The 17,833-nt window shown below is 55.1% G+C and carries 20 protein-coding genes, 1 tRNA gene and 1 riboswitch; of the genes, 11 read left to right on the top strand and 10 right to left on the bottom strand.

The window, feature by feature from the left end:
* The coding region (locus HOL66_16405) for a methyl-accepting chemotaxis protein (protein MBT5245814.1) at nt 1–318 on the top strand (318 nt) is incomplete at its 5' end.
* A gap of 59 nt (nt 319–377) precedes the next feature.
* Here HOL66_16405 and arsC read toward each other — a convergent pair.
* The 3 genes from arsC to HOL66_16390 all read right to left on the bottom strand — a co-directional run bounded on the left by arsC (nt 378) and on the right by HOL66_16390 (nt 2,501).
* On the bottom strand, nt 378–716 hold the full coding sequence (gene arsC / locus HOL66_16400) for an arsenate reductase (glutaredoxin) (protein MBT5245813.1): 339 nt from the start codon (nt 714–716) through the stop codon (nt 378–380).
* A 5-nt stretch (nt 717–721) separates the two neighbouring features.
* Nucleotides 722–1,837, bottom strand: coding sequence for a mechanosensitive ion channel family protein (locus HOL66_16395; GenBank protein ID MBT5245812.1), 1,116 nt, complete (start codon nt 1,835–1,837; stop codon nt 722–724).
* Between the two features lie 70 nt (nt 1,838–1,907).
* On the bottom strand, nt 1,908–2,501 hold the full coding sequence (locus HOL66_16390; protein MBT5245811.1) for a RecX family transcriptional regulator: 594 nt from the start codon (nt 2,499–2,501) through the stop codon (nt 1,908–1,910).
* 39 nt (nt 2,502–2,540) lie between these two features.
* On the opposite strand from HOL66_16390, the gene HOL66_16385 reads away from it, so the two are divergent.
* The 5 genes from HOL66_16385 to HOL66_16365 all read left to right on the top strand — a co-directional run bounded on the left by HOL66_16385 (nt 2,541) and on the right by HOL66_16365 (nt 7,412).
* Nucleotides 2,541–3,338, top strand: a complete 798-nt coding sequence (locus tag HOL66_16385) for an ABC transporter permease (GenBank protein ID MBT5245810.1) — start codon at nt 2,541–2,543, stop codon at nt 3,336–3,338.
* Nucleotides 3,339–3,417: 79 nt separating this feature from the next.
* Nucleotides 3,418–4,596 (top strand): aspartate aminotransferase family protein, encoded by a 1,179-nt coding sequence (locus HOL66_16380; GenBank protein MBT5245809.1) that lies wholly within the window; start codon nt 3,418–3,420, stop codon nt 4,594–4,596.
* A 1-nt stretch (nt 4,597) separates the two neighbouring features.
* Nucleotides 4,598–5,506 carry an ornithine carbamoyltransferase gene (argF, locus tag HOL66_16375; protein ID MBT5245808.1) on the top strand — a complete coding sequence of 303 codons (909 nt, stop codon included), beginning with the start codon at nt 4,598–4,600 and terminating at the stop codon, nt 5,504–5,506.
* Between the two features lie 87 nt (nt 5,507–5,593).
* Complete coding sequence (locus HOL66_16370) at nt 5,594–6,829, top strand: hypothetical protein (protein ID MBT5245807.1); 1,236 nt, start codon at nt 5,594–5,596, stop codon at nt 6,827–6,829.
* 40 nt (nt 6,830–6,869) lie between these two features.
* Nucleotides 6,870–7,412, top strand: coding sequence for a hypothetical protein (locus HOL66_16365; protein ID MBT5245806.1), 543 nt, complete (start codon nt 6,870–6,872; stop codon nt 7,410–7,412).
* Between the two features lie 8 nt (nt 7,413–7,420).
* Here HOL66_16365 and HOL66_16360 read toward each other — a convergent pair whose 3' ends face one another.
* The 5 genes from HOL66_16360 to HOL66_16340 all read right to left on the bottom strand — a co-directional run bounded on the left by HOL66_16360 (nt 7,421) and on the right by HOL66_16340 (nt 11,986).
* Nucleotides 7,421–8,869: a TrkH family potassium uptake protein gene (locus HOL66_16360; GenBank protein ID MBT5245805.1), complete on the bottom strand. Its 1,449-nt coding sequence runs from the start codon at nt 8,867–8,869 to the stop codon at nt 7,421–7,423.
* A 116-nt stretch (nt 8,870–8,985) separates the two neighbouring features.
* Nucleotides 8,986–9,621, bottom strand: coding sequence for a GTP cyclohydrolase I FolE (gene folE / locus HOL66_16355; protein MBT5245804.1), 636 nt, complete (start codon nt 9,619–9,621; stop codon nt 8,986–8,988).
* A 75-nt stretch (nt 9,622–9,696) separates the two neighbouring features.
* The gene (gene apaG, locus HOL66_16350) at nt 9,697–10,098 is read right to left on the bottom strand and encodes a Co2+/Mg2+ efflux protein ApaG (GenBank protein MBT5245803.1); all 402 of its coding nucleotides are present in this window, start codon (nt 10,096–10,098) and stop codon (nt 9,697–9,699) included.
* An 84-nt stretch (nt 10,099–10,182) separates the two neighbouring features.
* On the bottom strand, nt 10,183–11,037 hold the full coding sequence (locus tag HOL66_16345) for a metallophosphoesterase (GenBank protein ID MBT5245802.1): 855 nt from the start codon (nt 11,035–11,037) through the stop codon (nt 10,183–10,185).
* Nucleotides 11,030–11,986 (bottom strand): radical SAM protein, encoded by a 957-nt coding sequence (locus tag HOL66_16340; GenBank protein ID MBT5245801.1) that lies wholly within the window; start codon nt 11,984–11,986, stop codon nt 11,030–11,032. The genes HOL66_16345 and HOL66_16340 overlap by 8 nt, the downstream gene beginning before the upstream one ends.
* 143 nt (nt 11,987–12,129) lie before the next feature.
* Between HOL66_16340 and HOL66_16335 the strand changes: the two genes are divergently transcribed.
* Nucleotides 12,130–12,203, top strand: a tRNA-Gly gene (locus HOL66_16335).
* Between the two features lie 55 nt (nt 12,204–12,258).
* Entirely contained in the window at nt 12,259–13,494 is a 1,236-nt protein-coding gene (locus HOL66_16330; GenBank protein MBT5245800.1) for a CoA transferase, read from the top strand.
* A gap of 50 nt (nt 13,495–13,544) precedes the next feature.
* Here HOL66_16330 and HOL66_16325 read toward each other — a convergent pair whose 3' ends face one another.
* Nucleotides 13,545–13,877, bottom strand: coding sequence for a hypothetical protein (locus HOL66_16325; GenBank protein ID MBT5245799.1), 333 nt, complete (start codon nt 13,875–13,877; stop codon nt 13,545–13,547).
* Between the two features lie 97 nt (nt 13,878–13,974).
* A riboswitch (cobalamin riboswitch) is annotated at nt 13,975–14,136 on the top strand.
* 36 nt (nt 14,137–14,172) lie between these two features.
* Between HOL66_16325 and HOL66_16320 the strand changes: the two genes are divergently transcribed.
* Nucleotides 14,173–14,355: a CbtB-domain containing protein gene (locus tag HOL66_16320; GenBank protein ID MBT5245798.1), complete on the top strand. Its 183-nt coding sequence runs from the start codon at nt 14,173–14,175 to the stop codon at nt 14,353–14,355.
* A gap of 18 nt (nt 14,356–14,373) precedes the next feature.
* Entirely contained in the window at nt 14,374–15,072 is a 699-nt protein-coding gene (locus HOL66_16315) for a cobalt transporter (GenBank protein MBT5245797.1), read from the top strand.
* On the opposite strand, the gene HOL66_16310 is transcribed toward HOL66_16315, so the two are convergent.
* On the bottom strand, nt 15,060–15,851 hold the full coding sequence (locus HOL66_16310; protein MBT5245796.1) for a uracil-DNA glycosylase: 792 nt from the start codon (nt 15,849–15,851) through the stop codon (nt 15,060–15,062). The two genes, HOL66_16315 and HOL66_16310, sit on opposite strands and share 13 nt — an antisense overlap.
* A 290-nt stretch (nt 15,852–16,141) precedes the next feature.
* Between HOL66_16310 and HOL66_16305 the strand changes: the two genes are divergently transcribed.
* Complete coding sequence (locus HOL66_16305; GenBank protein ID MBT5245795.1) at nt 16,142–17,782, top strand: electron transfer flavoprotein-ubiquinone oxidoreductase; 1,641 nt, start codon at nt 16,142–16,144, stop codon at nt 17,780–17,782.
* The last annotated feature ends 51 nt before the right edge of the window (nt 17,783–17,833 follow it).

Below are 17,833 nucleotides of genomic sequence, written 5' to 3'. Positions count from 1 at the left end.
CAGAGCGCCACCCAGGATTCCGTTCAGGCCATTCAGGGCATCACCAAGACCATCGGCGAGATCAGCGAAATCGCTTCGGCGATTGCGGCGGCGGTCGAGGAACAGGGTGCGGCGACATCTGAAATCGCCCGCAATGTTGAGCAGGCGGCAGCCGGTACCGGCGAGGTATCAACAAATATCGCCGGTGTTACCCAGGCCGCCGGTGAAGCGGGCTCGACGTCCTCGCAGGTGCTCAGTGCGGCCAACGAGTTGTCCCAGCAATCCGAGTTGCTGAAAACCGAAGTTGACAAGTTCATGGCGCAAGTTCGCGCAGCTTGATCTTCAACGGCTAACGTTAAAACCCCCGCAGAGGTATCTGCGGGGGTTTTTTTATTCTTTTAAAGGATGTCCAGAACATCTTCCGGGGGGCGGCCGATTTTGGCTTTACCGCCAGCGACGACGATGGGCCGTTCGATGACGATGGGGTTGGCGACCATGGCGGCAATAAGGGCGTCATCATCCAGGCTGGCATCGACGCCTGCTTCCCGGGCATCTTTTGCTCTGAGCAGCTCACGCGGGGCGATCCCCAACAGGCTGATAATATTTTTAAGCTCTTCAACACTTGGCGGCGTATTCAGGTATTCAACAATAACCGGGTCTGCATTGTTGTTCTGTAACAAGGCCAGGGTGGTGCGTGACTTGGAGCACCGGGGATTATGATAAATGGTAACGCTCATGGTACTTATTCCTGTTTTTGTCTTTCCGGCAGGACGAACGGTTCTGGGCTGTCACCGTCGGCCGCCTCTATATAAATTGATTGGCTGGGGAAGGCAAAAGCGCTTCCGGCACCTTCGACAATGTCTTTTATGGCGTAGGCCAGACGTTCCTTGATTTCAAGCCACTCACCCCAATTGGTGGTTTTGGTAAAGCAATACAACATGATATCGATGGAACTGTCTGAAAACCTGTCAATGCGAACGAACAGCACGGTTTCGGGCGGCTGGGCGAAAGCATCATTCTCCATAACATATGCCTCGATACCGTCACGAATGGTCCGCAACTGATCAACCGTGGTGCGGTATTCGACGCCAATATTCCAGTAGATGCGGCGGTGGCTCATGGACGAAAAATTGACCACCGCACTGTCCGACAACTTGGTGTTGGGGACATACACCGGCGCCTTGTCGAAACGCCTGACCACTGTTGAGCGAAAGCCGATGCTCTCCACGGTGCCTTCGACCGTGCCCTCGACGCGGATCCAGTCACCCGTATTGAAACGCTTTTCGGCGATGATCAGGATTCCGGCGATCAGGTTTTTAAACAGGTCCTGCGCACCCAGCGCCACGGCGACGCCAAACAACCCCAGTCCGGCAATGATCGGGCCGACCTGAATGCCCCAGATCTGCAAAATGGTCGCAGCACCGATAAAAATGAAAGCCGCCTTGATCGCCTTGACCAGCCATTCGACCATGGCCAGGGTAAACATCTTTTCCAGACGCTTGAGAAATTGGCTGAACGGATCAACCAGCTTGAACAACGCCCAGAAAATGACAAAGGCGATAAGCGAGCGTACCAAGTGCTCGCCGATGATGGCGAAGGTGCCGGGAAATTCCAGGTATTCGACGACAAAAAAAGCGCCAAGAACAAGGGGAATGAAGCGGATCGGGTTTTCCAGCGCCTCAATGGCCTGATCATCGAATGTACTGCCGGTTTTGCGGGCCACGCGTTTTATCGCTGACAACACGAAGCGGGTGAACAGGCGGCGGAAAACCAGAAACACGGTGAAGATGGCAACCGCCGTGATCAGGCGGCCGATGTCGATACCCAAAACGCCGGTCTGCCAGACATCTACGGTCATTATCCAAAAATTTTTTAACGTTTGTATGGGGTCGTTCAAGACCTTTTCTCCTTAAGTTGCCCAGCCACTCTTACAGGGCATTTTCCAATTCATCAATATCGGTTGCCTCGACGATGCGTTTGGCCAGTCCGTAGGAAAAACCCGAACGGGCCAGTGCGGCCAGTTCTTTCTCAAGAGCGGCCAGTTCTTTCTCAAGATTTGCAGGCGGCTTGGCCGCCTTACGATATGGCCCCAGGCGGCGTTTGCGGGCGTAGGCGATGGCTGCAGCCAGGTCGAGCTCGCCCAGTTCTTCGGCAAGAGCCGTGAGGGTGTCATCAATAATATCTGCGGGGACGAACCTTTGGCGCAACCAGCCGCGAATGGCGCGGGTAGACTTGCCACGCCGGTTCAGGCTTGCGCCTTGGGCGCGCGCATAGGCGACATCATCAAGCAAACCGCTTTCCAGATATCTTTTGATCAGTTGATCAATCATTTCTGCGCAGCCTTGCCGGTCGGTGTCATGATGCCTGGCGGCCCGGTCGACCCGCCGCAACAAAACCCGCCTGAGATTTTCCGAAGAAGTAGCAAAGCGACCCAGATAGTAAAGTGCGGCGTTATCAAGTGAGGTGGCGCTCACTTTTCGGGGAATTTTTTTGCGCCGATTCTGATATTTAAGTTCGCTCATTGCGCTATTATAAATGGGCACAGAGGTAAGGGAACAATAATGAACACCACCGGATGGGCTCATCCCGCGGATCATAACTGGCTTGGGGTCTGGACCCTGTACATGCGGGAAGTTCGCCGCTTCACCAAAATTTACACCCAGACCATGCTGGCCCCCGTGGTCACGACGCTGTTGTTCCTGGCCGTCTTTGCCCTGGCTTTCGGGTCGCGGGCATCGAGTCAGGTTGGTGGCGTGCCGTTTATTGAATTTCTGGGGCCCGGGTTGATTATGATGGCGATGGCCCAGAATGCCTTTGCCAATACCTCGTCCTCTATTGTTGTAGCCAAGGTTCAGGGCAATATCGTCGATACACTGATGCCGCCCTTTACGCCTGATGAATTAACCCTGGCGATTTCCCTGGGCGGGGCGACCCGGGGTATTGCGGTGGGTTTCGTCGTCGCCGTGGCGATGAGTTTTTTCATTCCCATTCATTTTCACAATGTCGGCTTCATTTTCTTTCATGGAATTATGGCGTCCCTGATGTTGGCGTTGCTGGGCACCATTGGCGGTATCTGGTCGGTAAAATTTGATCATATCGCCGCGGTAACCAACTTTGTGGTGACTCCGCTTTCGTTCTTGTCGGGGACGTTTTATTCCATTGAACGATTACCCGAATTGGCCCAAAAGCTGGCCGCATTTAACCCGTTTTTTTATATGATTGATGGCTTCCGCTACGGCTTTATCGGCAGTTCTGACACCAACCCGGTACTGGGACTGGCCGTCATGACCGGCGTCAATGCCCTGTTGTGGACAATCTGTCGGCAGATGTTCAAGTCGGGGTACAGGCTCAAGGCGTAAAGAATATCCGCATCTTCGTTGACATTGAGCGTAAAGATTCAGATACTTCCGCGCTTTCCGAACCAGGAGGGCAACTCCCGTGATTTCAAACGTTATGCCGACCTATGCCAGGATTGACGTCGCCTTCGAGCGCGGCGAGGGCGCTTATCTGTTCGATAGCGATGGGCGGCGATATCTGGATTTTGCGTCGGGCATTGCGGTTAACGCCCTTGGTCACTGTCACCCGCATCTGGTTGAGGCCGTGCAGGATCAGGCGGGCAAGCTGTGGCATACCTCGAACCTATATCATATTCCGGGACAGCAAAAACTGGCGGACCGGCTGGTCGCGGCGACTTTTGCCGATAGTGTTTTCTTCGCCAATTCCGGGGCCGAGGCGGTTGAGTGCTCGCTTAAAATGGCGCGCAAATACCAAAGCGATCAGGGCCATCCTGAACGCTACCGGGTGATTACCTGCACTAATGCCTTCCATGGCCGCACTCTTGCGACCATCGCTGCGGGTGGCCAGGAAAAACACCTGGCTGGTTTTTCTCCCGCTGTTGAGGGTTTTGACCAGGTCGCTTTTGGCAACCTCAATGAAATGCGCGCCGCAATCGGGCCTGAAACAGCGGCGATCATGATTGAGCCGGTGCAGGGCGAGGGTGGCATTAATGCAGCTGATCCGGCCTACCTTAAAGGCTTGCGTGAAGCTGCCGATGAATTCGATTTGCTGCTGATATTTGATGAAGTCCAATGCGGCATGGGCCGAACCGGCAAGTTGTTCGCCCACGAATGGGCTGGCGTCACCCCTGATATCATGGCCGTCGCCAAAGCAATAGGTGGCGGTTTTCCGGTCGCCGCCTGTCTGGCCACAGAACGCGCCGCGCTGGCCTTGAGCGCGGGCTCTCACGGGTCCACCTTTGGCGGCAATCCTATGGCCATGGCGGCGGCAAATGCCGTCTGCGATGTGATCATGGAACCGGGCTTTCTTGACCGTGTCGGTAAAGTGGCCAAGAGTTTGTGGGCGCGTCTGGATGACCTGGTAGAGAAATACCCTGGCGTCATCGAAGAAATTCGCGGCTCCGGATTGATGATCGGAATCAAGTGTGTTGGTGACAGCGCGGATTTCCGCGGCAAACTTCACGAAGCCGGCTTGCTGAGTGTCGGGGCGGCGGAAAATGTCATCCGGTTGTTACCGCCACTGATCATTGAACAGCATCATATTGATGAGGCGATCGGTGTTTTGTCGGCGGTTTGTGCTAAAATTGAAGAGGACGGCTAAGATGTCCGGGCCAAAGCATTTTCTCGATCTCGACCAGTTTGATACAGCCACTTTGCGTTCGATCCTTGATCGTGGCCTCGCCTTCAAGCAGGGCAGCGGAGACGCGACCCCGCTCAAGGACAAGACTCTGGTCCTGATCTTCGAGAAACCCTCAACCCGAACCCGGGTTTCTTTTGAAGTCGGTATGCAGCAACTGGGTGGCCGGGTGGTCGTTCTGGACGGCGATTCCTGCCAGATAGGGCGCGGTGAAAGCGTTGCCGATACGGCCCGTGTGCTGTCGCGTTACGCCGACGCCATTATGATCCGCACCGACGATCCGGCCAAACTTTCCGAACTGGCCGACTATGCCACAATCCCGGTAATCAACGGCCTGACCGATGACAGTCACCCGTGCCAGTTAATGGCCGATGTGATGACGTTTGAAGAACATGCCGGGCCCATTGCCGGGCGCACCGTGGTTTGGTGCGGGGACGGCAATAATATGGCGACATCATGGATTCAGGCCGCTGTCCGCTTTGATTTTTCGTTGAAACTGGCCTGTCCCGAACAGCTCATGCCGAACTCAAAAATAATGGATTGGGCGAAGGCCGAAGGCGGCGATGTCACCCTGACCCATGACGCGGAAGGTGCCGTCACCGGGGCAGATTGTGTGATTGCCGATACCTGGGTTTCCATGGGTGATGACGATGCCGAATCCCGTCACAACCTGCTCGCTTCTTATCGGGTCGACCAGCGCCTGATGGATTTGGCGGGGCCCGACGCTTTGTTTATGCACTGCCTTCCTGCCCACCGCGGAGAGGAAGTGACGGCCGAAGTGATTGATGGTCCGCGCTCCGTTGTCTGGGACGAAGCGGAAAATCGCTTACATGCGCAGAAGGGAATTCTCGCCTGGTGCATGGAAAATAACTAAAAATTAGTCTAAATGGCTCATATATCCTTAAGGTTCGTCGGTTGTTATAGACAATCGACAATTTACAAGCTTTAAAGAATCGGGCGCATGGCATTGAACAACCCTCTTTTGTACGGCTTGAAGGCGGCGCTGCTGGTAGCACTTGTTCTTGGCTGGCATAAGCCTGTCCATGGGGCAGAGCTCGACTGCGGGTCCATGGCCAACAGCCTCAATACCGGCGATCACTACATATTCAAACTGGAAATTCAAAGCCAGAAGATACGGCTGGAGAAGGGCGATGATTTTTGCACCGAACCGGCCAAGGACTGGTTCGGCCGCCAACTGATCCTTCCCGCCCCGGCCCGTGAAGAAATGCCGCTGCCCAAAGCGCAGACAAACCAACAATCAAAAGACAACACGCCGTTACCGCCATCCTCCGATGACACACCCTTGCCGCCTCAGGACGCACGTAAGGATTACGTTCCCGATATGGGCCTGGAAACAGATACCGGCGCGGCACCGCTGCCCATTGCCCGCGAGTTTGTCAAACCGAAGCCCGAAGGCGAGGCGGCTGTTGAAGAAGGTGCAGCAGCTGTAGAAGGTCAGCAACCAGTTGCGCCGGAAATCTCGGCAGTGCCGCTTATGGATCATGTATCAAGTGAGCCCGGCGCCGTCGGTCCCGATGGTCTTCCCATTCCCGGAGCCAATCTTGAAACCCCGGCAGCCGGTGTCGCCGCGCCGCCACCGCCATTGAAAGACAAGTCGATGGTTAAACGTTGTGACCGTGATCTGGTCAGCTTCTGGTCGCCGGGCGAACATGTTATTGAAGGACATAAGTTCTGGCTTTCAGGCGTCTTCACCATCGATCTGGACAGCGACGGACGGGTCGATGATGTTGGCTTCAAGATCAAGGCCGAAGGCAAGATCGGCAACATCCTCAATTACTTCCCGAGCACAGAAGGCCGCGTGTCGGGGAAAACCGTCAACAGTCTGAAACTCGAAGATGATCGCGATATCCACCGTCTGTGCCCGGGAAATGTTACCTTCGAGCGGGCCGACGTGGCAGACATCGTAAAACAGAAAAGGAAACTGGCGGTCAATCAGGTCAAGGCCCTGCCCGCACAAAATGGTAAAAAAACAGAAGAAGCAGTCCCGGAAGAAGAACCTGAACAACCTGAAGAACCTGAAAAGAAAACATCAAATCTTGTTCTGATCGTTGCCGCCGTCGCCATGGTGATGTTGTTGGCTGGCGGTATCGGACTGGCCATGGCGCTGCGCAACATTACCCGTTCCAGGAAAGATGAATATGAAGATGATGACGATGATGATGAAGACGAGGATTAGGCGCTTTCTGGGTGCAGGATTGCTCATCGTTTTCGCCGGTGTGCTTGCCGGTTGCGAAGCCACCGTGCCAAGCCCCGCCTTTCCTGATCTGACTTTTGAGCACCTGGGTCCGATCAAGTTGAATGTAGGTTCCGTGGAAATTATCTCGTCTTACAAGCCACCGTTGAGCGCCCCCAACGTTGAACATTTATTCCCGACGCCGCCTGGTGACGCCCTGGGTCGTTGGGCAGCAGACCGACTGATTGCCACCGGCAGTGCTTCGCGTGCGCGTTTTGTCATTCTTGACGCATCGGTCGTTGAAACGGCGCTGAAAAAGGAAAAAGGTCTTACAGGGGCTTTCACCAAAGACCAGTCCGAACGCTATGACGCGGTGCTCGAGGCGACCCTGGAAATTTTTGATGACAGCGGCGCCAGCAAGGGGTTCGCCAACGCCAGGGCCAACCGCTCGGTAACGGTCAGTGAAGATGCGACAGTCAATGATCGTGCCCAGGCCTGGTTCAGCCTAAACGAAGCCCTAATGAGAGACATCAATGCGGAGCTTGAAAAAAACATCTCTCTGTATTTGGGGAACTGGTTGAACTAGGGAATGCTCTAACCCCGCCAGAACGAGCGGCTGAACAGAATAATAACCGTGAACAGCTCCAGCCTGCCCAGCAACATGCCCCCCGACAGCAACCACTTTGCCGCATCGGGCAGGGGTTGGAAGGTTCCTGCCGGGCCAACGATAGGACCAAGCGCCGGACCGACATTTGATATCGCCGTTGCCGCACTTGAAATGGCGGTCAGGTAATCAAGGCCCAACATGCCCAAACCGATGGCCAGCAAGGCGAAACAAACCCCGAAGACAAAGAAAAAGCTGAGCACCGAGACAATGACCTCGTCAGAAATCGGACGTCGGTTGTAATAGGGAATAAAAACGCCGTGCGGCTGTAAAAGATGGTGGAGCTGGGTACGGGCGGCGGCATACAGAACCTGAAAGCGGAAAATCTTGATACCGCAGGTGGTTGAACCGGCACAGCCGCCAATGAACATAATAAAGAAGAACACCGGCACCGCGAAGCTGCCCCATTGTGAATAATCCGATGTGGCGTAGCCGGTGCCGGTGATGATCGAAACCACATTAAACGATGCATAGCGAAGCGCCTGGGCTGGCGCCAGGCCGCTCGAAAGCCATAACCAGGCGGTGATGGACAGCACCACAATGCCGACAATGGACATAAACCACTGAACCTGCGGATCCTGCCACAGGGCGGCGTAGCTGCCACGTAATGTCTTCAGATAAAGAATGAACGGCAGACTGCCGACGATCATGCCAACGGTGGCGATCAGATCGATGCTCCAGCTGTCAAAATTGCCGAGGGAACCATCGGTCGTCGAATAGCCGCCCGTCGCGATGGTCGTCATGGAATGGGCGACGGCGTCGAACCCGGACATCCCAGCAAGCCAGTAGGCGGCGGCGCAGATAAAAGTCAGGATCAGATAAATCAAGCTGATGGAGCTGGCGATCTGGGCCGCACGGGGTAGCGCTTTCTCCGACGGGTCTGAGGATTCCATGCGGAACAATTGCATACCACCAACACGCAGCATCGGGAACACGGCGATAGCCATGACGATAATACCGATGCCGCCCAGCCATTGTAGCAGGGCGCGCCATAACAAAATCCCCGGCGGTGCCGTATCCAGGCCGGTGATCACCGTTGAGCCGGTCGTTGTGATCCCCGACATGGCTTCAAAGAATGCATCGGTGAAACTTAAATCCATCTCGGAAAAGACGAACGGGATGGAAGCGAACAGGGTCAGGAACAGCCATGAGAAGGTGGTCATGACAAAAGCCTGCCTGACAGACAGACGCAAGCCGCGGCTGCGTGACGTCAGGGTCATGGCGCCGCCAACGAACAGCGTTACCCCTGATGAGATGGCGAACACCTGCCAATCCGGGTTGCCAGCGAAGGCGTCGACAATGGCCGGCACGATCATGCCCAGGGCCAGGGCCGAAAGCAGGATGCCGATAACCAGAATTATGGGTCGAAAATCCATCATGGAAGGACGCTTTCCCCTTCGTCCGTCGCGCGATTAAAAAGAATCGCGAACTGAAAATGATGTTAACTCAAGCCGGTTGGCGGAGTTCGGTCAAGTAGAGAAATGGAAAATGGCTTTTAAACCAGCCCGCCTTCGCCGGTGGTCGGGGTGCCGACCATGGACAGGAACTCGCGACGGGTTGAAGGATTGTCACGGAATGCACCAAGCATTCTAGAGGTGACCATGGAAACGCCGGGCTTATGAACACCCCGCGTTGTCATGCACTGGTGGGCCGCTTCAATGACCACGGCGACCCCTTCGGGTTGCAATATATCGTTTAAGGCATTGGCGATTTGCGACGTCATTTTTTCCTGAATGGTCAAACGCTTGGCGTACAATTCAACCAGCCGGGCCAGTTTTGAGATGCCAATGACCCGGGATTTAGGCAGGTAGGCGATATGAACCTTGCCGATAATCGGGGCCATGTGGTGTTCGCAATGGGATTCAAAACGGATATCCTTCAGAAGCACCATCTCGTCGTAGCCGTCGGTTTCCTCGAAAGTGCGTTTGAGCAACTCTGTGGGGTCAACGTCGTAGCCTGCAAAAAACTCCTCGTAGGAACGGACAACCCTGGCGGGGGTATCAAGCAGCCCTTCACGTGACGGGTCGTCCCCGGCCCAGCGTAAAAGCGTGCGCACGGCGTCTTCTGCCTCATCACGGCTTGGCCGGGCATCGGCGTCTTTAATCAGACTGAGTTTTTCGTTGCTGCTCATGGTTTTATCCAAAATTGATATGTGCAGGAAATGTGGGTTCAACGGTTCTTTAAATCAAGGGAAAAAAAGAAAACCCTAATTTACCGTTCGGCCTTCATAGGGGCTGTCCAGCGAGAATGTCGGTATGTCGATCTCGAAAGCGTCACCGCCACTTGATGTTACCTGATAACTGCCACCCATGATTCCCGAGGGTGTCGATAAAGGGGTGCCGCTGGTGTATTCAAATGCGTCTCCGGGGCCAAGAACCGGTTGTTCGCCGACAACGCCCTCGCCGCGAACTTCTTGCAGGGCTCCCTGGGCGTTGGTGATGCGCCAGTGGCGTGAGACGACTTTTACAGTCTCCTCGCCGTTGTTTCTGATGATAACGTGATAGGCCCAGAAAAAGAGACCTGTATCGGGATCAGACTCATCATCAAGGAAGATCGGATCGACACTGACGGTAATCTCTCTGGTGGTCCGGGCGTATGCGCCGGTCAATTCTGTATTCGGGGTATTCACGGGGCCTCCACAGGCATTGTTGGACGTTCGTTCTTCTATAAATGGGAGCAAAAATGGATATTTCTAGTCTTTTGACCAGAAATAACAGTCCGCCGCCAGGGCTTTGCCTTTCAGGGCCCGTTCGGGCGCGGGCAGGACATCCATGTTTGGCCACAGGCCACTGGTGAGGGTTTCGGCGTAGGCCTGGGGCAGGTTCGCCCGGCCCATACTTTGCGCCGCCCCCTGGTGATCATAGTTAAGGGCATGGGCGGTAAAGTCGATGCCAGCAGGGGTTGGGCTCAGGATCGAGAACCATGTCCGCGCTGTGGCGTCGTTGGCAGGCATACCGATAACGCCGGGATTGTGCCAGATGCGCCCATCCACATCCGTGTTGAACGGCAAACCGCAATGGCCGCCAATAACACCATCGACGCCCAACTCATCAATCTGGCGACGCTTGTCTTCAAGCGGTGTGGAGCTGAAAATAAAACGGCTGATTTCATCTGCGCTGCCGTGGATAACGGTCATACGGCGGCCGTTCATGGAAAAGGTTAAACGCCGGGGCAGGGCCGCCATCCACTTTTTGGCGTCATCATCGAGGCTGTTGTTGGCGTGGGCAAACCACTTTACGGACAGCAGATCGCAAGCGCTGCCTTCTTCAAAACCGCAACCGCAATCAGCCATGTTGAGTCCCAGTGATTCTTCACAGTTACCCATGACAACGTGAATACCCGCCGTGCGGATGACATCAACGGTCTCGTTGGCATCCCCGCAGTAAGCGACCACATCGCCGGTGCAGATGATGTTTTCAGGGGCGATGCCGCGGGATCGCGCTTCCTTAAGCAGGGCCGTGGTTGCCTGTAGATTGCTGTAAGGGCCGCCGAAAACCAGTACCGGCGTATCAAAGCAGCCTAGATCCTGAACAGCCGTGTCAGCCACTGCACGAGGCGCCGCCGAGAACACAAAAGCGGGCGCAGTGGGGATGGTTCAACTGCACGGTTTTTGATGAGCCGCCAAGGTCCTGACCAAGCTCGAATGTCGGATCATAGGGAAGCAGGGTACAGGGAACGACCAGCGGTCCCACCCCGCCCTTGCGTTTGATAACCATACGAGAGGTCGCGCACATCATGGTTTCGGGGGCAACGCCCAGAATATCCCAGCAGTGGGTGGTGATTTCGGGAACGTCCAGGGTGTTGTCCATTTCAGGGAATAACACAAGAGCTGACGGATCACTGGCGTTTACCGGAATGTTTTGGGCTTTGAAAAGGGCGGCGTAGCTGGCCCGGGCCATACCGTCGCCTTCGTTCCAGCAGGTGCGTCCGGCAATGGTCATATTAAAGGCGTTTTCGGCCAGCCATTTAAGACCCCTCAGCATGGGCGTCCAGGTATTTTCCCCACGAATGGCTTCGTGCTTGTCCCGGCTGTAGTGGTCGATGGAAACACGGATCGCCAGCTTGTCGTCAAATCGCCCTTTGAGGTCCAGCAGATCGTCGAAACGATGATGCAGGGGCTTCATGGCGTTGGTCAGCACCAGCACACGGTAGCCCTTATCAAGGGACATCCTGAGCATAGGGATCAGCGCCTTGTTCATGAAAGGCTCGCCGCCGGTAAAGGCGATTTCCTCGACGGGCAGATTTTCCTGCTCGATTTCCTGCAGGTAATTCTCGACATCGGCGACCGAAAGATAGGCCAGGGAATCATTTGTCGGGGTCGAGTCCATATAACAATTCTGGCAGGCGATATTGCACAGACTGCCCGTATTGAACCACAGGGTTTTCAGATGGGTCAGGGCGACGACGGCGCGCTTGTCGCCTTTTGCCGTAATATCAGGGTTTATGAACTTGCCCGGATCAAGGCTGGCAGGGGTATTCATGACAGTATCGGGCATCGGTTCCTCAAGGCTTTCGGCTCTTTATAGACAGTCGTGGTCTTTTTAACGTCCCGCGAAGATCATTCCAAATAACAATAACGTGTACGCTTGGCAAATTTCTCTTCGGGGGACAGGACCCGCAGCGCTATGATTGCCCGTAAGCGGATGTAGCTCAATGGCAGAGCAGAAGCTTCCCAAGCTTACGACGGGGGTTCGATTCCCCTCATCCGCTCCAGTATTTGTTATTTTTCGAGTTGTCCCGAGGGCTGGCCCGCGATAGCTTCACCAGCATGACTGATAAACCTCCCCAATCAAACGGTGGTGCGCTTTCCGACCTTCGGGTTCTTGATCTGACACGCATTCTGGCCGGTCCGACCAGCACCCAGCTGCTGGGCGATCTGGGCGCCGACATCATCAAGATCGAACGTCCCGGCGCCGGTGATGACACCCGTAAATGGGGACCTCCTTATATCAAGGATAAAAGCGGCGGCGATACCGACGAGAGCGCCTATTATTTAAGCTCCAACCGTAACAAACGCTCGGTCGGTGTTGACCTGGGCAGGCACGAAGGCCAGCAACTGGTGCGTCGCCTGATTGGCCAGTGCGACATTCTGGTCGAAAACTTTAAAGTCGGTGGATTGGCCAAATTCGGTCTTTCTTATGATGATTTGAAGGACGAATTCCCCGGCCTGATATTTTGCTCGATCACCGGTTTTGGCCAAACCGGTCCCTACGCACCGCGCGCCGGTTACGATTATCTGGCGCAAGGGTTGGGCGGCATTATGAGCATTACCGGCGAGCCTGACGGGCCGCCCATGAAAGTCGGGGTCGGCATTTCCGATATCATGTGCGGCATGTACGCCGCCGTTTCCATCCTTGCCGCCGTTCGCCATCGCGACCTGACCGGCAAAGGCCAGTATATTGATCTGGCCCTGCTCGACACCCAGGTCGCGTGGCTGGCCAATGAAGGGCTGAATTATCTGACATCGGGAATCGTCCCCCAGCGTCGTGGTAGCGCTCATCCCAATATCGTGCCCTATCAGTTGTTTGAAACCGCCGACGATCCGTTGATTCTGGCGGTCGGAAACGACGCCCAGTTCAGCCGGTTCTGCGGGTTCGCAGGTATTGCCGAAGATCCTCACTTCAAGACAAATTCGGCCCGCATCGCCAACCGCGAGGCGCTGATTGCGATCATCAAACCGGTCATCAAAACCAAGCCACGCCAGTATTGGATGGACGGACTGGAAGCCATTGGTGTTCCAGCCAGTCCGGTCAATGACATCGCCCAGGTCTTCGATGATCCGCAGATCAAAGAGCGGCAGATGAAAATTTCGGTGCCACACGAAACAGCCGCTGCTGGCACCGTCGATTTAATCGGCAATCCGATCAATCTGTCCGAAACACCGGTCAGCTACCGGCACGCACCGCCGACATTGGGCCAGCATACGGATGAGGTGCTGGGGGAATTGCTGGGTTTAAGCGAAAAGCAACTGAAGGCTTTGCGTGACGACGGCCTGATAGCCTAGAGCAAACCGATCTGTCCCATCAGCATGATTCAAAATAACCCGGACATGCTCTAGATCGTCGACTGCAAGAGCATATCAAAGGCGATCATGTCCTTGTCTGTGAAGTTGACCGTTTTCGTGGCGCTTCTTGAAACAGGGATTTTTTTGGTCGCGCAATAGCGGATAAATGCCAGGACGAGCTGGCCCTCATCGAGGGAAAAGGGGGTCTGCTGATCATCGGAAGTTTTGATTTGGACGAGGAACGAGATCGGATCTTTCTTGATAACTTTCAGGTCCACAACGATGCCTGTCGGCCCGTCAGACTCGCCCGAAGCAATAAAATCATTACTAATTTGCTTCAGTTCGTCCTTGTTGACGATCAGTCTGCGAATTTCGATTGCCACGTGCTTGCCTTATCAAAGTCATTAATAAATATAAGGGTTTATAGCAAATTCGGTGTTCAATTGTTATTCTTTCTTGCCGCCGCCGCGATAGTGCTGTAGCAACAAGACAGTGTGTGGTTCCCGTATGGGCAAAGCCTTCGGGACGAACAGGGAATACGGTTGGTTTACCTATCAAGGAGCCGATGCCGTGGCTGCCCCCGCAACTGTGAAAGGCGTTCGCGCCTAAGCCAGAATACCTGCCACACAGGAACTAAAACTCGAAAGCTATCGGGTGAGATAGCAAAGGAGAAGACGAATGCAGACAAAAACCACCGCGGCTCCCGCCGTAACAGTCGTCATCGACGAAACCGTCAAGGCCCGTGTCCTTGCTCTTATTTTTGGCGCTGTTATTCTATTTAGTGTCGGGTTCGCCTATTCGACCCCGGTCCATAATGCGGCCCATGATACCCGTCACACCCTGGCCTTTCCCTGCCACTAACCGGCCAGGAATACCCCCATGGTTTTTAGAGTATTTGCCGCGGCGTTAGCCGCCGGCTTGCTTTCAGCTGTCCTGATCACGGCGTTGCAGTCGGTGACGACGATGCCCCTGATCCTTGAGGCTGAAACATTTGAAGTTGCAGAGCCCAATCACGATCACACCACCACGACAGAACACGACCATTCGCAAAGCGAGTGGATGCCGGCAGAAGGCATGGAGCGGATGCTCTATACCCTGTTGGCGAATTTTGGCGCCGCCGTCGGTTTTTCGTTGTTGCTGATCGTCGGGCTGACTTTTGAAAGGGTTCCGGTGGACGGCGCGCGCGGGGTCATCTGGGGACTTGCGGGTTTTGCCGTCTTTACCCTGAGTCCGGCCCTGGGGTTGCCGCCGGGGGTTCCCGGTCTGGCCGCACCTGATGAGCAGGCAGCGCAGATCTGGTGGATTGGCACGGTCGTCCTCAGTGCCGCCGGGCTTGCCTGTCTGGTTTATGGAAAAGCCCTTGTTTTTAAGGCATTAGGGCTTGCTCTTTTGGCCCTGCCACATCTTTGGGGGGCTCCCCCTGTGATCGGTGGGAGCTTGGTGCCAGCCGAAATGGCTGCCCGTTTCAGCGCCCTGTCGATTGTTCTGGGCGGCGTCTTCTGGGTTTTGATCGGTTATTTTTCAGGGATCATTTTTGCCCGTCTGGGCGACACATCAACGAAAAATCAAGAGATTTGATCAAGTTTGTCCCTGATCATCAGAAGATCGTGCCAGGCTTCGCGCTTGTGGTCGGGCGAGCGCAACAGATAGGCCGGGTGGAACAACGCTGTTGCCTGAACGGGACGGGATAATTTAGGCGTTGAATACGTGTACCACTTGCCGCGCAGGCGGCCGATGCCGGCAGTTTCGGCCAGCATCGCCTTGGCCGCAGGTCCACCCAGGGTAATCAGGATTTCAGGATCAATCAGTTCCATCAGGCGTTCGACGAAGGGTAGGCAAAGGCCAGTTTCCCCTGCCGTCGGTGTTCGGTTACCCGGTGGCCGCCAGAATACGGTGTTGGAGATATAAACGCTGTCCCGGTCAAGGCCGATAGAAGCCAGCATTTTATCAAGTAACTGACCGCTGGGGCCGACGAAGGGGGTGCCCTGGCGATCTTCTTCGGCACCCGGTCCCTCGCCGATCAAAACAATCTTGGCCCTAGGATTGCCATCGCCGAAAACAAGATTTGTCGCGGTTTTTTTCAACGCGCAACCATCGAAACCGGCGACTGCCGCTTTCAGTTCTTCGATTGTTGTGGCGCTGGCGGCGATGGCGCAGGCGTCATGAAGAATGTTTTCGGCGCTGGCCTGAACAGGGGGCGGCACAGGGGCCTGTTTTTGCAGTGTTTTGACCGCCGTTGGCGCTTCGGGTTGGGGTGGCGGGGCGAAGTGATTGAGCGGCTCATCACCGATGGTTTCATCAACCCCGGCGTCAAGTTGCCAGCGCAAAATTTCCATTGTTGAAAGGTTTTCGCTCATGAAGCCAAGACTAGAGCATATTTAGAGCATACGGAACCACTGAGACGCGGCTTCCGGCTCGTCGGACAGCGTCGAGAATGCTTGACGATGCACCGCATCGCCCACGCACCCTCTTCTAGCCGACAAGCAGGAAAAGTAATCTCAGTGATACCGTATGCTCTAAACATGCTCTAGATGACTTTATTGCAATATTGAACCTTTCAATGAGGGTCGTTCCCCGGTTACATTTTGTCGCTTGCCGGGTTTTTAATGGCGGGCGTAGGGTTTACAAAGACTAAAGGAGGTCTTTCATGGAACGCGAATCAATGGAATTTGATGTGGTCATCGTCGGCGGTGGACCAGCCGGGTTGTCGGCTGCGATCAGGCTGCGTCAGTTGGCGGCTGAACAAGACCGCGAGGTTAGCGTTTGCGTTGTCGAGAAAGGCTCGGAAATTGGTGCTCACATCCTCTCGGGCGCGGTTCTGGAAACCCGCGCGCTTGATGAGTTGATCCCCGACTGGAAAGAAAAGGGGGCGCCGCTTAACACCCCGGTTAGCGATGAGAAAATTCTGTTTCTTAGTGAAACCGGGTCCATTGCGACGCCAAAACTGTTCCTGCCCCCGGCCATGAAAAATCACGGCAACTACATCATCAGCCTTGGCAACTTCTGTCGCTGGCTGGCCGAGCAGGCCGAGGCGCTGGAGGTGGAAGTCTATCCTGGCTTCGCCGCGGCAGAGGTTCTTTACCACGAGGATGGTTCCGTCAAAGGCATCGCCACCGGTGATATGGGACTCGGTGCTGACGGCACGCCCGGTCCCAATCACGAACCCGGCATGGAACTGCATGCCAGGTACACCTTCTTTGCCGAAGGCTGCCGTGGACATCTGGGCAAGGAGTTGAAAGAAAAATTTGACCTGGGCCTCGACGCCGAACCCCAGACCCACGGCATCGGCATCAAGGAGTTGTGGGAAGTCGACCCGGCCAACCATAAACCGGGTCTGGTCGTTCATACGGCAGGCTGGCCCCTTGATTCCCACACCTATGGTGGTTCGTTTATGTATCATATGGAAGACAATCAGGTTGCCGTTGGCTTCGTAGTCGGCCTGGATTATAAAAATCCTTACCTGAGCCCGTTTGATGAATTCCAGCGCTTCAAGACACATCCGAAAATACGCGACACCTTTGCTGGCGGGCGGCGTATTTCTTATGGTGCGCGGGCCCTTAACGAAGGTGGATATCAGTGTCTGCCAAAGCTGACATTCCCCGGCGGTGTTCTGGTTGGTGACGATGCGGGTACCCTCAACACACCAAAGATCAAAGGTACCCATACGGCCATGAAGTCGGCCATGTTAGCCGCCGAAGCGGCGTTTGCGGCCCTCGCCGAAGAGCAACCAGTGCCGGAACTTATCAGTTACGGTGTTGCCTTCAACGCCTCATGGGTTCACAAGGAACTGTATGTGGCCCGAAATGTTCGCCCATCGTTCAAGTGGGGCCTGATGCTGGGCTCGATCTACACCGGCATCGACCAGATGCTGCTTTTTGGCCGCGCCCCCTGGACTTTCAAACACGGCCATATCGACAACAAAACCCTGGTCAAGAAAGATCAGGCAAAACCCATCGATTACCCCAAGCCCGACGGTGTCCTGACCTTTGACAAACTGAGTTCGGTGTTTATTTCAAACACCAATCACCGCGAGGATGAACCCTGCCATTTGACCCTGAAAGACGCTGCGGTGCCGGTAACGGTCAATCTCGCCGATTTTGATGGTCCTGAACAGCGCTTCTGCCCGGCCGGTGTTTATGAATTTGTTGAGGAAAATGACGCGATGGTTTTGCAAATCAATTCCCAGAATTGTGTTCACTGCAAGACCTGCGACATCAAGGACCCAACCCAGAATATCAACTGGGTCGTTCCCGAAGGTGGCGGCGGCCCGAATTATCCCAATATGTAACTATTTGGCGGCAGCGACGGCCTCGGTTACACTCCGGTATTCTTAAACGCC

This window comes from Rhodospirillaceae bacterium (assembly GCA_018662005.1).
Classification (GTDB): Bacteria; Pseudomonadota; Alphaproteobacteria; order Rhodospirillales; family JABHCV01; genus JACNJU01.
The sequence above is the reverse complement of the archived record's forward strand: the minus strand, read 5'-3'. Positions and strand labels throughout refer to the sequence as shown.

Excerpts from the sequence above, each read along its gene's own strand:
- HOL66_16360 (MBT5245805.1), bottom strand. The coding sequence starts at position 8,869 with ATGATGGATTTTCGACCCATAATTCTGGTTATCGGCATCCTGCTTTCG.
- HOL66_16320 (MBT5245798.1), top strand. The coding sequence starts at position 14,173 with ATGCAGACAAAAACCACCGCGGCTCCCGCCGTAACAGTCGTCATCGAC.
- HOL66_16370 (MBT5245807.1), top strand. The coding sequence starts at position 5,594 with ATGGCATTGAACAACCCTCTTTTGTACGGCTTGAAGGCGGCGCTGCTG.
- argF (MBT5245808.1), top strand. The coding sequence starts at position 4,598 with ATGTCCGGGCCAAAGCATTTTCTCGATCTCGACCAGTTTGATACAGCC.
- HOL66_16390 (MBT5245811.1), bottom strand. The coding sequence starts at position 2,501 with ATGAGCGAACTTAAATATCAGAATCGGCGCAAAAAAATTCCCCGAAAA.
- HOL66_16395 (MBT5245812.1), bottom strand. The coding sequence starts at position 1,837 with ATGACCGTAGATGTCTGGCAGACCGGCGTTTTGGGTATCGACATCGGC.
- folE (MBT5245804.1), bottom strand. The coding sequence starts at position 9,621 with ATGAGCAGCAACGAAAAACTCAGTCTGATTAAAGACGCCGATGCCCGG.
- HOL66_16310 (MBT5245796.1), bottom strand. The coding sequence starts at position 15,851 with ATGAGCGAAAACCTTTCAACAATGGAAATTTTGCGCTGGCAACTTGAC.
- HOL66_16385 (MBT5245810.1), top strand. The coding sequence starts at position 2,541 with ATGAACACCACCGGATGGGCTCATCCCGCGGATCATAACTGGCTTGGG.
- HOL66_16315 (MBT5245797.1), top strand. The coding sequence starts at position 14,374 with ATGGTTTTTAGAGTATTTGCCGCGGCGTTAGCCGCCGGCTTGCTTTCA.
- HOL66_16340 (MBT5245801.1), bottom strand. The coding sequence starts at position 11,986 with ATGCCCGATACTGTCATGAATACCCCTGCCAGCCTTGATCCGGGCAAG.
- HOL66_16305 (MBT5245795.1), top strand. The coding sequence starts at position 16,142 with ATGGAACGCGAATCAATGGAATTTGATGTGGTCATCGTCGGCGGTGGA.
- arsC (MBT5245813.1), bottom strand. The coding sequence starts at position 716 with ATGAGCGTTACCATTTATCATAATCCCCGGTGCTCCAAGTCACGCACC.
- HOL66_16330 (MBT5245800.1), top strand. The coding sequence starts at position 12,259 with ATGACTGATAAACCTCCCCAATCAAACGGTGGTGCGCTTTCCGACCTT.